We start from the raw sequence: 14,692 nt of genomic DNA on the forward strand, positions 1-14,692 counted from the left end.
GTAAACAAAACCTTTTACCTATCTTTTATTTGCATCCGATCTTTTTTGGCAACCCGACGATCATAGCTTAAACGCCTTAGACTCGTGGCTTTGCGTCCTTACCTTTCGATAAGTTTGCCTTTTTCAGTTCTAATTAAAATATAAATCTTAAGAACCATTTATTCAACAAAATTCGCCAATTAATTACAAATATAAGTCTATTTTCCTACAAAAGATTATTGGGAAAACTTTTTCGCTATAAATTAATAGTCGCGAATTGAAAGACAAGGCTTTTTGGAATGGCAGAGTCTGTTCGAACTAGATTGTTTTAACAATGTAATATAGCAGCAATCTCTATGTAAAATTCACTTGCTAGAATAGAGGGAAGAAGCTTTATTACAGGCGAATGGCAGGAGGATCCGTATGGAACAGCATGTTAAGATGTCGCTAGATGAATGGAAAGCAGAAATTGAAGAGATTCTTAAAGAGATTGATGCGGAATATGAAGAAGTGAAGAATGAGCTAAAGGTGTATACATATAAATTCAACATTACAAAGCAGGTTGTCCAGTCAACCGTCAATCCTGATTTGAATAGGAAGATCCGTGAATTGTACCATCAACCTTTTGAGGAGAAGTTCAATGATTTAAAGGAATATATCAAGGAACTGGAAGAGAAGAAAAGAGTCTTCCAAATGTTCACTGATAAAATCGACAAAGTCACTGAAAAAGAAGAAACACCACATTTTGCAGTTGCTCAATCGGAGTAAAATGAAAGCCTGGCTGATGAAAAATATCAGCCAGGCTTTTTTGTCTTATTTCTTCCACCATGAATCAAACATGGATGCGGGCACTTGTCGTTTATGCTCTGAAGTAAGATATCTTGTTTCAATTTTTGCTGCATCTGCTTCGTCAATCTGCTTTCCTTCCAGGTAATCATCGATGGCTTCATAGCTCACACCGAGCTCGGTTTCATCTGCCTGGAGCGGCTTGTTGTCTAGAAGGTCAGCCGTCGGCTCTTTGAGATACAATCTTGGCTCTGCATTCATAGCTTTTAGCAGTTCCCTTCCCTGTCTCTTGTTCAGTCCGGTTAGTGGCAGCAAGTCAGCTCCGCCATCACCGTATTTTGTGAAGAATCCTGTCACGGCCTCTGCGGCATGGTCGGTCCCAATCACAAGTAAACCTTCCTGACCAGCGATCGCATATTGCGTGATCATCCTCATTCGTGCTTTTGCGTTACCTTTGTTAAAATCGGTCATTTTATCACCAATAGCATCCTCAAACTGTGTGTTAAAAGTGTCTACCGCTGGCTGGATGTTGAAAGTGATTGTTTTATCAGGCTGGATGAACTTCAGTGCTTTCTGTGCATCCTCTTCATCTTTTTGCACTGAATATGGAAGTCTTACAGCCACGAATTTGGCATCAGTACCCTCCGAGCGCAGTTCCTCTACTGCGAGCTGTGCCAATCTTCCGGCAAGGGTGGAATCCTGGCCGCCACTAATTCCAAGAACGAATCCTTTTGCTTTTGAAACTTGTAAGTAATCCTTGAGAAAGTTAATTCTGTTCCTGATTTCCTCCTGAGGATTAATTTCCGGACGGACATTCAACGCTTCTATAATCTGTTTTTGCAAGCTCATAATAAACCTCCTAAATCACTATTAACTATTCATCATGCTCTTTCGCTAATTTAGGTTAGAACACCATTATAAAAAGAGCATATCCCTTAAAAAGTTTAAAGTCCAGATGTTGGTCAGGAAATCTAACATCACGAATAATATGTTCACGCTTTATTTTACCCATTAGCTTGTTGTTCGTAACATTTTGTCCGACAAGATTTTTTTGCTAGACTATAACTTAGACTATAAATGCTTAATCAAATTGGAGGCATTAACAATGGCAGCTAATGAAAAATTCACAGGATATTTAGGTACATATACAAAAGGAGATAGTGAGGGCATCTATTCTTTTACACTGGATGCAGCCAATGGAAAAATCATTGATGTGAGGGCGGCAGCAGCGCTTGAAAATCCTACCTACCTGACTATCAGCGAAGATAACCGCTTCCTATATGCAGTTGCAAAGGAAGGAGGAACTGGTGGCGTGGCTGGATTCAGCATTAAGGATTCAGGACAATTATCGTTCATTAATACTCAGCTTTCCGCAGGAGCATCTCCATGCCATGTGAGTGTGAACAGAGAAAACAACCTGCTTTTATCTGCGAATTATCATAAAGGATCTGCAGATTCCTACCTCCTAAACCCTGAAGATGGCAATATTGAGGCAGTTTTATCAAGCGCTGTACATGAAGGCTCAGGTCCTGATGAGCGTCAGGAAAAGGCGCATACCCATTATGCCGGCTTTACTCCTGATGGGAAGTACGCAGCAGTCATCGACCTTGGCATCGACCAGTTGATCACTTACTCCCTGGATAACGGGCAGTTGATTGAGAAAAGTGTATTGGATGTAGCCCCTGGAAGCGGTCCAAGACACCTTGTTTTCCATCCGAACAATAAAATTGCCTATTTGATGACAGAATTCAGTTCAGAGGTTCTTGTCTTAAAATATAATTCTGAAGATGGCAGTTTTGAACAGCTTCAGGCAATTACCACTCTGCCAGCTGATTTCACTGAAAACAACCAGGGAAGCGCCATCCATATTTCCTCTGACGGGAAATTCGTCTACGCTGCCAACCGCGGCCATGACAGCATTGCTATTTTCCAGGTGGATTCTGATAGCTACAAGCTATCATTTGTCGCTCATACCTCGACAGAAGGGAATTGGCCAAGGGATTTTACGCTTGACCCAACTGAGAAATTCCTGATTGCGACGAACCAGAATTCCAGCAATGTCGCGCTATATTCTCGTAATCAGGAGACAGGCAAATTGACGCTGCTTCAATCAGATGTCAAGGTTCCCGATCCAGTATGTGTTAAGTTTTTGAATTACTAAAAGAAGAAGGGAAGGTGCCTCTTAAGCGCCTTCCCTTTTATTTATCACTCGGGAACCGGACTCCCATTTGCTTTCTTGCTTCATCAAGTATCGACATCGTAATTCTTGAATTTTCAAGAGAGTTATTGGCAGATTGCTGCCTGCCCTGCTGAATTAGAGTGATGAACTCATCTGCTTCATAAAACATATTATCAGCTAGCTGTTCTCTTGATATATTTTCCGTTTTACCATCACGATAGATGATTTCCACTTTTTCCGGTGTGCTGATTTTATCAATCCTGATGTTGCCATCCTCGCCGTGAATTTCAGATGGAAGCGTTGAATCGGTGATTTTTGAGAACATGATGACAGCATCCATTTCATCGTATTTCAATATCAGGCTGCCTTCCCCATCCACCCCTGACTCGAGCACATAGCCATTCGCCTGGACTGATTTTGGCTCACCAAACAAGACTACTAGTGGATAGATGCAATAGATGCCGATATCCATTAAGGAACCTGCCGAAAATTCCGGGTTAAAGGCATTCAGCACTTTACCCTCTTTATATTTGTCATAACGGGAAGAATACTGGCAATAACTTGCAAAGTACCTTCTGACCTTGCCGATTTTATGCAAGTTTTCCTGTATCGCCTTGAAATTAGGCATGAGCGTTGATTTCAAGGCCTCCATCAAAACAACATTATGATTTTTAGCGATATTGATCATTTCTGCCAGCTCGCTGCTATTGGACGCAATCGCCTTCTCGCACAGCACATGCTTGCCATTCTCCATGAATGTGATCGCCTGGCTTGCATGCATGGAATTCGGGCTGGCGATATAGACTGCATCAATCACATTGCTTTTCGCCATCTCTTCTAAATCAGTAAAAATGGTATTCACTCCGTGTTTTCCCGCAAACTCCGCAGCGCGTTCCTCTGTACGCGAATAAACCGCCGCAAGCTGAAAATCCTCATTATGACTAGCACCTTTTATAAAAGCTTCTGTAATCCAATTCGTACCTACCACACCAAAACGCACCATAATACTCATCCTTTCATATGAAAAGCGCAAACGCCTTGTTCAGCCCCGACAAGCGCTGGAGCTGGACACTAAACTAAGTGTAAAAAATTATACTTTCTTATACGGAAATAGCAAAAGCTGGAGGCAATGCCCGCAGCTTCTTTTTTCATCTTATCGAAAAGGGAGCTCAATCACAAACTTTGTCCCTTTTCCACGCTCGCTTTCAACGCTAATTTTTCCATCGTGCATCTGAACCAGTTGTTTGACGATAGACAAACCGAGCCCAAACTCGCCAAACGGATTACTTGTCCTTGAGATGTCCGCTTTGTAAAAGCGATGCCAGATTTTTTCGATCTCTGCTGGTTCTATTCCCATTCCGGTGTCCTCGACTTCAATTATCGTATTGGTTCCATCCCACCTGCCACGAAGCCAGATTATCCCGTTTTCAGTGAACTGAATGCTGTTCTTCGTAATATTGATGAGAATCTGGACGAGCCGGTCATAATCGGCATGGACCATTGCCATTTCCTCCGCTTCAATCTCAATTCGGTTATGCCTCTCCTCCGCCTGCAATCCGAGCTGGTCCTGGATGATTTCCAAAACCTCAATCAATTCAATATCCTCTTTAAAAAGCTGTACCTGATTTGAACGGATTTTATCATAGTCGAGATTTTCATTCACCAGTCTGATCAGTCTCTTAGTTTCCTGACCGACCAAATTGATGCCGCGCTCTTTTTCAGCTTCTGGAATCATATTATTTCTCAACCCTTCAATGATCCCGCTGATTGTCGTGAGGGGTGTTCTCAATTCATGTGATACATCCGACATGAACTGGCGACGCCGGTATTCCAGATTTTCGATCTCAGTTTTTGATTCATTAAGCTTGCTCACCATGCTGTTAAAATCATTCGCCAATTCCCCGATTTCGTCGAAGTCAGAGGACGGAACTTTTATCGTATAATCCCCTGCCGAAACGACCGATGTTGCTTCCTGGAGTTTCTTGATCCGGTTCACATGGATACGCGCCAGCACCCAGCTAAGCAGGAACGATACGGAGAGCGCAATCAGCATTGTATAAAATAAGTTCTTATTGATTTCCGTGATCATTTCCCGTGTCCCACTGATTGGCGAGGTGAGGAGAATGCCGCCAATGAAATCGCCTCGATCCACATATGGCAGAACAACCAGGGTCACGGCCCTATCATAACGTTTTAGGTCATAGTTTTTTACAATCGGATTTCCGTTTGTAAGCTGGCTCCACTCACTCTCTGTCAATTCAATTGCTGGCCCTCTCCATCTTATCGGGTTAAGGAGCTGGATATTCTCATCGAACACACTGAACTGGATATCCCGGCCAAAAAGAACGCGGGCATATTGATTGATCACCTGGTCAGGACGTTCACTGCCTCGATCAAGGTCGCGGAGGATATTTTCTCCGTAGGAAATCAGCTCCTCGGTCTTGTTTTTATAAATCAGGGTTTCCACATACTGTGTGAAGACCAGGCTAAGAATGAGGAAAGCAACGATGATGATGCTGATATGGCTGATGAACTGCTGGTAAATATACTTAACTTTCATGCCCATCAACCGACTCATCGAATTTATAGCCGACGCCCCAGACAGTATGGAACAATGGCTGTTCAGCCGTGCCAATCTTTTTCCTCAGACGCTTGATATGGACATCCACAGTTCGTTCGTCCCCATAAAACTGGTATCCCCATACACGTTCGAGAAGCTGCTCCCTTGTGAAAACCTGGCGGGGATGCTGGGCAAAAAAGAGAAGCAGGTCGAATTCCTTGGGCGTCAGGTTAGTAACTGGTTTGCCAGCCAGCGTCACTTCACGAGTTTCCTTATTGACTTTAAGCAGACTTGTCCCAACTTCACTGTTCTCTTCTGGTTTTTGCTTTTGATAGCGGCGGGCAACAGCCTTGATCCTTGCCATTAAAGCCAGCGGGCTAAATGGCTTTGTCACATAATCATCTGCACCCATTTCCAGTCCGAGCACCTGATCCGACTCACTGTCCTTCGCCGTCAGCATGATGATCGGCACATCACTGCCCTCCTGCCTGATTTTCCTGCACAAGGTGACACCATCCATACCCGGAAGCATCCAGTCGACAATCAGCAGATCCCAATCTTCGCTTCTAAAAGCCTCATAACCTCGGAGGCCATCATTCACAAACCTTCCTTCGATTCCCTCTTTCAAAAAGAACATCTCGATCATCGCGCAGACACTCTCATTATCCTCAATGACTAATATTTTCACGCTAATCCCCTCTTATCGGATATCTGTTATATCTAAATTATAGCTCAACGCAAGCAGAATCAACTTTTCCGCCTATTGTTACAGATTATTTAATAGATTGGTCATAGTTTGTTCATTAATTGAAATGGGCTGGGTTTCAGTAGTATATTGCTCAGATTACAACTCAGTAACCATTGAATTGAAATGTCTTTTTCTCAGTTTCTAATATATCGGTCAATATCCTCTATTGGCGACCTCTTTTCTCTTATTCTTACATTTTAGGGCGCCAATACGCTCTATTGGTAACCTGTTTTCTCATATTCTCACATTTTAGGGCGCCAATACACGCCATTGGTGACCTCTTTTCTCTTATTCTTACATTTTAGAGCGCCTATGCACTCCATTGGTGACCTCTTTTCTCATATTCTTACAATTTAGGGCACCAATACGCTCCATTGGTGACCTCTTTACTCTTATTCTTACTTTTTAGGGCGCCAATACGCTCTATTGGTGACCTGTTTTCTCATATTCTTACATTTTAGGACGCCAATGCACTCCATTGATGACCTCTTTTCACTTATACTTACATTTTAGGGCGCCAACACACACTCCTATGCCCAAATAAATAAGCCAGCTCATCAACTGAGCTGGCTCTAGTCTTAATCTTTTTTAACAGGGAGTCCTTCTTGTTCCCAGGCGGAGTAGCCGCCTTCGAGATTGACTACGTCTTTGTAGCCGTTTTTCAGTAACAGGCTTGTCCCGATTCTGGATCGTGCGCCTGACTGGCAATGGGCGATGATTTTCTTATCTTTGGGAACCTTGTCCAGGTTGTCAGTCAGGTTTCCGAGCATCAGATGGTGGGCACCTGGGATGTGGCCGCTGTCCCACTCACTCTGGTTGCGGACATCGATGACGAAGTAGTTTTCGCCTTCCATCATTTCTTTTGCCTCGCTGGCCGTTACGGTCTTGTATTCTTCCAGCTTGCCGCCGAGCTCTTTCGGATCAACATACCCTGTTACCTGGTCCAGTCCGATTGACTGAAGAGATTTCTTCACATCAGGCAGCTTCTCCGGATCAGCAATCAGCACGATGTCCTGTTCATAGCTTAATAGCCATCCCGCCCAGTTTGTGAAGGATTTGTTATACGGAATGTTGATTGTTCCTTCTGCATGTCCCTCGGCGAACTCTTTTGCTGGACGGGTGTCGACAACTGCTTCATTGCCAGCGTCAGATAATGAAACATGAGGGGTTTCTTCACGTCGAAGCAATTCTGGGCCAACTTTATTGAGTTTTTTCATCTCGGCGAAGTACTTTGGAGGTTCAGGCTGACCTGCAAGCAGCTCTTCTACGAACTTTTCCTCCTCGTTGATTTGGAAAGCCCAGTTGAATTTTTTCTCATAGCCTAAAGTGGACATTGGCACTGCGCCGAGGGATTTCCCGCATGCACTGCCTGCGCCATGTGCTGGCCATACCTGCAGGAAGTCGGAAAGCTTTTCCACTTTACGGAGTGATTCGAACATCTGACGTGCCCCTGATTCAGATGTATCCTTAATGCCTGCCGCTTTTTCCAAAAGGTCTGGGCGGCCGACATCGCCTACGAACAGGAAGTCTCCCGTGAAAATGCCCATCGGCTCATTGGCGCCGCCGCCCTTATCCGTCAGCAGGAATGAAATGCTTTCCGGTGTATGGCCCGGCGTGTGTATAACTTCAAAATAAATATTGCCGATGTTGAAAGTCGATCCCTCAGTCAGCAACTCATGCTCATACTGGTCGACATATTGATACTTCCAGTCTTTATCCCCTTCATCGGATACATAAAGCTTTGCGCCATGATGGTGGGCAAGCTCCCTTGCACCAGAGAGATAGTCTGCGTGAATATGAGTTTCTGTTGCGGCTGAAATATTGAAGCCTTCTTTTTTGGCGATATCCAGGTAAGGCTGGATATTTCTTGCCGGATCAATGACAATGGCTTCACCCGTTCTCTGGCAGCCTATTAAATAAGACATATGTGCTAGCTGATCATCAAAAAAAGATTTGAAATACATAGCGATTCCTCCTGCAATTTTTGTTTTCATAGGTTCATGAAGTCTATACTCCTCTATACCCTGCACCATATTTTTTAAAAGCCATAAAATACGCCAGTGGGTGCTGCCTTAATCCCAATATATACCTATAACTGTATTTTACTTTGAATACACCTATGCTTCAAATAAAAAACCTGCTCCGGTATGGAACAGGTCTACTTCCTCACAGTTCTTCTCGCCATAAAAATATATAAGATAATCGAGATTGAAACCGAAATGGCAGAGGCAATATAGATGCTGCCATATCCAAGCCAATGACCGATTTGGCCAAAAGCCATTGCACCAACCCCAACGCCTAAATCGAAAAAGGAGAAGAAGGTTGCGTTGGCCATACCCTTGCGATTCATTGGCGCATCCTGTACTGCCCATGCCTGCAGTGCCGGCTGGACAGAACCAAATCCAAATCCGTATAACCCTGCTGCAATCAACATAACAAGACTATTCGGCAGCCAGGCCAGCAGGATCATCGCAATCATGATTAATAAAGTTCCTGGCAGGAAAACCGCTCCGTGGCCTTTTTTATCATAGATCTTGCCGGCAAAGGACCGTGACAGCATCAGGGCCATCGCAAAAATAAAAAAGTACCACTGGATCCCTTCAATACCTTTCTGGGCCGAATAAAGGGGCAGAAAGGATGCGATTCCTCCAAAAGTCACCGTGATGAACAAGAGTAATAAAGATGGCTGCAAAGCCGATTTCTCGTATACATCCCATTTTCGGCGCTCGACTTCACTTTCGCTTTTTTCAACTTTTTTATATGTAATCCTTGATGCTAAAAGAAAAGCTGTCAGTCCAAGAAAAGCACTTGCTAAAAACAGCTGTTTGAATGTAATGACTGCAGCGAGTGCAAGGCCGAGAGTCGGTCCCATCGCAAGCGCAACGTTTCCTGAGAGCCCAAAGTAGCCCATTCCTTCCCCTCTGCGCCGGGGAGGGATTAAATCTGTAGCAATTGTGCCTGAAGCAGTAGTAGAAAAACCCCAGCCAACTCCCTGCACTACTCTCATTAAAAACAAGAAGGCAATGCTGACTGCAAATCCAAATGAGCCCACCGATATCACGAATATTGCCAGGCCAATCAAGTAAACAAAGCCTCTCCCCTTTGTTTCAAGCATTCTCCCCGCGAATGGACGGACAAGCAATGCTGAAAAAGTGAAGATTCCAACGACGAAACCAATCAGCTGGTCATTTCCACCTAGCTGCTCCACAAACAATGGTATCGTCGGCAATGTCATTTGAAATCCAAGGAAAATAAAAAAGTTGGCAAGGAAAATAAATAAAAAATCCCTGCTCCAGATTTTTTCAGTGCCCGGGTTTTGTTGAGCTGCTTCTGATTGTTGGTCCATCTGATTTCATCCTTCCTATTAGCGCTTTGCTTAGGCACTGCAGCCGATCTATCCTCTTTTGATGATTCATGTTCAATATTCCGTCAATTTGTTGTTGCGTTTTTGTGAACAACTTCACAATTAACTCATTTTTATTTCGGATTCTGATATATTGTAAGTGTAATCAATAATTACTTATTTTTGAAGGGAAGCGATTTATATGTTCGCTAAATGGTTAAGAGAGAACAATGTTGCTGCTGGCCTGTTGACTGTCATTAGGGTTTGGCTTGGATATAACTGGATGACTGCTGGATGGGGCAAATTGACTGGGGATGGATTCGATGCATCTGGTTATTTGAAAAATGCCGTCGCGAATCCGGTTAAGGGTCCAGACGGAAACATGGTGTACGGCTGGTACGTGAACTTCCTTGAAAGCTTTGCGATTCCGAACGTCGAACTGTTCAACTTCATTGTGCCACTGGGAGAATTCCTTGTCGGCCTTGGATTGCTGCTTGGAACCCTGACAACTGCTGCAATGTTCTTCGGTCTTGTGATGAACTTCAGCTTCTTCCTTGCTGGAACTGTATCTCACAACCCAACTGACATCTTCTTCGGCTTCATCATCCTGTTCGCAGGCTACAACGCTGGTAAATACGGTCTGGATCGCTGGGTGGTTCCTTTCATCCGTAAAACTGTATTCAAAAGAGAAGCTGAAACCGCGCATAAAGCAGTTTAACTTAAATCATAAGCAGAGAGCCTGGCATATGCCTGGCTCTTTTTTTACGTTATTAGCTCTGTCTGGTAATTTGACCGGCTCTTCTTTTTTGCCGTTATCTCCCCTGCCTGATATCATGATTGATTCCTTTTTTCCGTTAATCCTCCGTTTGTGTTCCTCCCGCTATTTTCGGTAAATCCTCCGCTTGTGTATCTCCCGCTATTTTACGTAAATCCTCCGCATCCGTTTCTCTCACTTTTTTACCGTTATCACCTTCGCCAAGTGTTCAAAATACTGACAATATGTTTTTGCTATTTTGTGAACAAAGACTACCAGCCCGCATGTTAATTTAAAAGATCAATATATTGTAGTGTAATCAAATAATAATTCATCCTTGAAGGGAAGCGATTGATATGTTCGCAAATTGGTTGAGAGAAAATAATGTTGCCGCCGGAATTTTGACTTTTATACGTATATGGCTAGGTTACAACTGGATGGTTGCAGGATGGCATAAAATGACGGGGGATGGCTTTGACGCAACTGGATATTTGAAAAATGCCGTCGCCAATCCGGTAAAAGGTCCTGATGGAAACATGGTTTATGGCTGGTATGTCTCTTTTATGGAGAACTTCGCTCTGCCAAACATTGAGCTTTTCAACTTTATCGTACCGGTCGGTGAATTCCTTGTCGGTTTGGGACTCATCCTCGGCTGTCTGACAACTGCCGCCATGTTCTTCGGTTTATTGATGAACTTCAGCTTCTTCCTTGCAGGAACCGTATCCCACAATCCAACAGATATTTTCTTCGGATTCATTATCCTCTTCGCTGGTTATAACGCAGGCAAATATGGATTGGACCATTGGGTAATACCATATATTCGAAAGACCTTCTTCAAAAAGAAAGCAGCCATTAAATGAATTGTCAGCCTCCTGAGATTTGGCAGGAGGCTTTTACTATTCCGCTTGTCCCAATTGGAAAACTTAGCTATAATTTTACATAGTATGCCTACTATAAAAGGAGCGATTCCTTTGTTCAATCTCGATGAAATAGAAACTCACCAACTTTTAAATAAAATCAATGAAAATATTCTAATCGCTAATGAAGATTACAAAATCGTTTTTATCAATGATTCTGCGATGAAATTATTAGCGAAAATTGGCCCTTATGTAGGAATCACTGATCCAGAGGAATTTCTCGGGATGGATGTCGGAGAGTTCCATGGCAGCCGCCCACAGAAAATCCTGGCTGAAGGTAATTTCCCCCATTCAGCTAGCATTACTTTTTTCAATAAATTTTCGGCTGAAATTATGGTGGATCGATTATTTAATACCGAAGGGACGGAAAGTGGATTTATACTTACGTGGAAAGATGTGACCGAGTTCGAGGAAACACTGGAGGAAAACCGGAAGCAGCTTCAAATCATTGATATGCCTGTCATTCCTCTGTCGGTGGACACAGCAGTACTTGTTCCAGTTATGGGGAAACTGACTGAAGATCGATTGGTCCTGCTCGGAGAGAAAATCCTCTCGCACAGTGCACATCAAGGAAATGAATATGTCATTTTTGACTTTACTGGAGTATCCGATGAAATTGACGCATCTATCGCCTTCCGTCTGCAGCAGGTCATTAATGCCCTAAAGCTAATGGGCGTACAATCCATCTATGTTGGAATCCGTCCGGAGATGGCTAAATCAATCGTACTGAATGGTTTAAGTGTAGATGTCCCAATGTTCAATACCTTTGTCCACGGAATCCGTTATGTCTGGAAAGTGACAGGATTTGAACTTGTGAAAATTGAAGAATAGCAATTAAAAAGGCTTGGTATTGGACCGAGCCTTTTTATTACTTAAATCGTTGTTAGATTGGAAACCGTTCTTTCATTCAATTCCTCACCCGTATTCACGGTTGATTTCGGTTCGAAAAAGATGACATGCGCTTCTTCCTCCGCAATGGGAAGGTGCTCCACACCTTTAGGTACAATCATGAATTCTCCTTCCTCCAGATGCACGTCCTTATCCCTGAACTTAAGCAGCAGATTTCCTTTTATGACGAGGAACATCTCATCCTCATGGTCATGCTTATGCCAGATGAACTCACCCTTCAGCTTGGCGAACTTAACATGCATATCATTGATTTCCCCGGCAATTTTTGGACTCCAATAGTCACTAAAAAGCGAGAACTTTTCGCTGATATTTACCTTCTCCATCTTTGCCACTCCCCTATTCTGATGTATTTCCGAAAGGAAACTCTGTATCAATTTCCCAATATTTCGTGACTGTATTCCCATTTGTTAAAATAACCCCTATTTGTACTTTTTTTGTTTTATTTTCAAAGGTCATGATGCCATGGGGTAAATAATCGTATGTTAAGCCGTTGTCAAATTTGAAATTACGCGGGCTTTCATTAATGTCTGATATGATTTTTGCAATCTCGTTCCTGTCTTTTAAAACCTGGATTGTCTCGCCTTTCATGCCGTGGATGGTCAGTTTATCAAAATCCCCGGAAAGTATCTTGTGATGGTACGCCCAATATAATGTTAAAAGGACGACACTCACCAGAATGAAAATTAATGATAAAAGTAATTTCCTTCTTGCCATGAATCCCCCTCCCATAATCATATTACCATTTATTTCATATCGGCTGATACAGTAAAAAGACCAATCCCGCAGTGGATTGGCCTTTCATTAATTTTCACAAAACAATAAGCTTAAAAATCGTCAAGCCGATACCAATCAGGAAGCCGCAGACGGCACCGTTCACCCTGATCCATTGCAGGTCTTTACCGACGTTGTTTTCCATCATATCAATCAGTGTTTCCGTATCAAGCTTGTCTAGATTCTCACGAACAAGCTTGCCGATCTTCGAATGATTTCTTTCAATCAGGCCTGCTATTTTAGCATGGAGCCAGCTTTCGATTGCCGCTACCTTACCCTCATCTTCTTTGATCTCCTGTATGAACCTTTTCACCACTGGAGTAACGGTATCGTCAACAAAGCTGTCTGCTTCTATAAAAGCAATGACACGATCCTTTGACTTTGCCAGTACACCCCTGATTTGTCCGGTCAAATCCATATCCTCGACCATCTTGTTTTTCCATGCCTGGATTTCGGACATTAATACTTCGCGCTCATTTATGCTGCCAAGTTCTTTACGGACTTTCTCAAGAATCATATGGCGGTAGCGATTATCTTCCTGCTGAAGATTATTCATTCTTTTTAAAATAAAGGACTGCAAAATGTTGCCGACTTTTTCTTCGGTGATCATATTGCTGAACGATTGGATCGCAAATTTTAACAGACCATCCGCTTCCGTTGTATCAATTGCTTGTTTGCCCAGTTTGCCAAGAACCATTTTCGCTTCATCCTGAGACGCCCACTTCTCCGTCTCTTTCAGTACATAATTGAACGCTGCCGCCTCATATTCCTTCGACAATACATGCCTGGAGGCTTTTTGCAGAATATCGGAAGTATCAGCTGATAGCAGGAAGTCTTTGATTTCCTGTTCAATGGTTGGCGCAAATCTTTCCACATCTATCTTTTTCACAACATCCAGACTGAATGACTGGATGCTCAGCTTAACAGACTCAGAATGCAGCTCCTTCTCAACCGTTTCGAAAATTTTATCCAGAATATGAATCTGCTTGAACTTATCCATGATGCTCTCTTTCGTGAGCCAGTCATTTTCAAGCATATTGATTAACGCGCGTGTTACTTTATCACGATTTTTCGGCAGAAGCGCGGTGTGAGGAATCGGGATACCCATTGGATGCCTGAAAAGTGCTGTTACAGCAAACCAGTCCGCAAGTCCCCCGACGAGCCCGGCTTCAAACCCGCCCATAAGCAGTTTGCCGAACAACGAATCCTGGAACGGCATAGTAGCGAGGAACCCCGCACCCATAATCGCCAGCGATATAGCCGCCAAATGTCTAGATCTCTTATCTCGTTTTTCCATATATCTCCCTCTGTTACTGTTAGATTGATTCCAAAAGCCGAATGCTTCATTTTCCACTCAAAAAAGAAGGAAGGTCCCATTTCTCTACCGTTGATGATTCTATGTGACCTTTTGGCTTTTCATGGACCTTGGTTGGTCACATAGATTGGTTCTATGTGACCTTTCGGCGCTTTCACACCCTTGTTCGGGCACATAGATGCGTTCTATGTGACCTTTGGGCCTTTCACACACCACGTTTGGGCACATAGATTGGTTCTATGTGACCTTTCGGCGCTTTCACACCCTTGCTTGGGCACATAGATTCGTACTATGTGACCTTTGGGCCCTTTACGCACCTTGGTTGGGCACATAGGTTGGGAAGGTGATTCCGTGACTACTGTTTCCGTCAAATATGAAAGTTATTAAAACAACAAAGAGCCTTCTAAAAAGGGTCTCTTTTAATATATTAA

The 14,692-nt window shown here is 43.3% G+C and carries 14 protein-coding genes and 1 riboswitch; of the genes, 5 read left to right on the forward strand and 9 right to left on the reverse strand.

All coding sequences use genetic code 11. The features are described 5' to 3' along the window. Window positions 1-44: 44 nt before the first annotated feature. Window positions 45-129, reverse strand: a riboswitch (cyclic di-GMP riboswitch). Between the two features lie 273 nt (window positions 130-402). Then, on the forward strand, window positions 403-747 hold the full coding sequence (locus CD004_RS18545; protein WP_102264098.1) for a hypothetical protein: 345 nt from the start codon (window positions 403-405) through the stop codon (window positions 745-747). A gap of 45 nt (window positions 748-792) precedes the next feature. Here the strand turns inward: CD004_RS18545 and nadE are convergent, their stop codons facing one another. Beyond that, on the reverse strand, window positions 793-1,614 hold the full coding sequence (nadE, locus tag CD004_RS18550; protein WP_102264099.1) for an ammonia-dependent NAD(+) synthetase: 822 nt from the start codon (window positions 1,612-1,614) through the stop codon (window positions 793-795). 256 nt (window positions 1,615-1,870) lie between these two features. On the opposite strand from nadE, the gene CD004_RS18555 reads away from it, so the two are divergent. Then, the gene (locus CD004_RS18555; protein WP_102264100.1) at window positions 1,871-2,926 is read left to right on the forward strand and encodes a lactonase family protein; all 1,056 of its coding nucleotides are present in this window, start codon (window positions 1,871-1,873) and stop codon (window positions 2,924-2,926) included. Between the two features lie 37 nt (window positions 2,927-2,963). Here CD004_RS18555 and CD004_RS18560 read toward each other — a convergent pair whose 3' ends face one another. The 5 genes from CD004_RS18560 to CD004_RS18580 form a co-directional block, all read right to left on the reverse strand. After that, window positions 2,964-3,947 carry a Gfo/Idh/MocA family protein gene (locus tag CD004_RS18560; RefSeq protein ID WP_102264101.1) on the reverse strand — a complete coding sequence of 328 codons (984 nt, stop codon included), beginning with the start codon at window positions 3,945-3,947 and terminating at the stop codon, window positions 2,964-2,966. A gap of 150 nt (window positions 3,948-4,097) precedes the next feature. Continuing rightward, window positions 4,098-5,504: a sensor histidine kinase gene (locus tag CD004_RS18565; protein ID WP_102265166.1), complete on the reverse strand. Its 1,407-nt coding sequence runs from the start codon at window positions 5,502-5,504 to the stop codon at window positions 4,098-4,100. Then, window positions 5,494-6,192, reverse strand: coding sequence for a response regulator transcription factor (locus CD004_RS18570; protein ID WP_102264102.1), 699 nt, complete (start codon window positions 6,190-6,192; stop codon window positions 5,494-5,496). Before CD004_RS18570 ends, CD004_RS18565 begins: the two co-directional genes overlap by 11 nt. Before the next feature lie 638 nt (window positions 6,193-6,830). Next, a complete protein-coding gene (locus CD004_RS18575) occupies window positions 6,831-8,216 on the reverse strand; it encodes an MBL fold metallo-hydrolase (RefSeq protein WP_102264103.1) in 1,386 nt (461 codons plus the stop codon). A gap of 194 nt (window positions 8,217-8,410) precedes the next feature. After that, entirely contained in the window at window positions 8,411-9,598 is a 1,188-nt protein-coding gene (locus tag CD004_RS18580; protein WP_102264104.1) for an MFS transporter, read from the reverse strand. Window positions 9,599-9,797: 199 nt separating this feature from the next. Here CD004_RS18580 and CD004_RS18585 point away from each other — a divergent pair, with 199 nt between their 5' ends. From CD004_RS18585 to CD004_RS18595, 3 genes are all read left to right on the forward strand, one after another. After that, a complete protein-coding gene (locus tag CD004_RS18585) occupies window positions 9,798-10,313 on the forward strand; it encodes a DoxX family membrane protein (RefSeq protein WP_102264105.1) in 516 nt (171 codons plus the stop codon). A gap of 392 nt (window positions 10,314-10,705) precedes the next feature. Continuing rightward, a complete protein-coding gene (locus CD004_RS18590) occupies window positions 10,706-11,209 on the forward strand; it encodes a DoxX family protein (RefSeq protein WP_102264106.1) in 504 nt (167 codons plus the stop codon). 111 nt (window positions 11,210-11,320) lie between these two features. Beyond that, the gene (locus tag CD004_RS18595; RefSeq protein ID WP_158651595.1) at window positions 11,321-12,097 is read left to right on the forward strand and encodes an STAS domain-containing protein; all 777 of its coding nucleotides are present in this window, start codon (window positions 11,321-11,323) and stop codon (window positions 12,095-12,097) included. Window positions 12,098-12,138: 41 nt separating this feature from the next. Here the strand turns inward: CD004_RS18595 and CD004_RS18600 are convergent, their stop codons facing one another. From CD004_RS18600 to CD004_RS18610, 3 genes are all read right to left on the reverse strand, one after another. Further along, complete coding sequence (locus CD004_RS18600; protein WP_102264108.1) at window positions 12,139-12,498, reverse strand: cupin domain-containing protein; 360 nt, start codon at window positions 12,496-12,498, stop codon at window positions 12,139-12,141. A gap of 13 nt (window positions 12,499-12,511) precedes the next feature. Continuing rightward, a complete protein-coding gene (locus CD004_RS18605) occupies window positions 12,512-12,889 on the reverse strand; it encodes a hypothetical protein (protein WP_102264109.1) in 378 nt (125 codons plus the stop codon). Window positions 12,890-12,983: 94 nt separating this feature from the next. Then, window positions 12,984-14,243, reverse strand: coding sequence for a DUF445 domain-containing protein (locus tag CD004_RS18610; protein WP_102264110.1), 1,260 nt, complete (start codon window positions 14,241-14,243; stop codon window positions 12,984-12,986). Window positions 14,244-14,692: the final 449 nt, after the last annotated feature.

Source organism: Mesobacillus jeotgali (genome assembly GCF_002874535.1).
GTDB classification, from domain to species: Bacteria; Bacillota; Bacilli; order Bacillales; family Cytobacillaceae; genus Mesobacillus; species Mesobacillus jeotgali.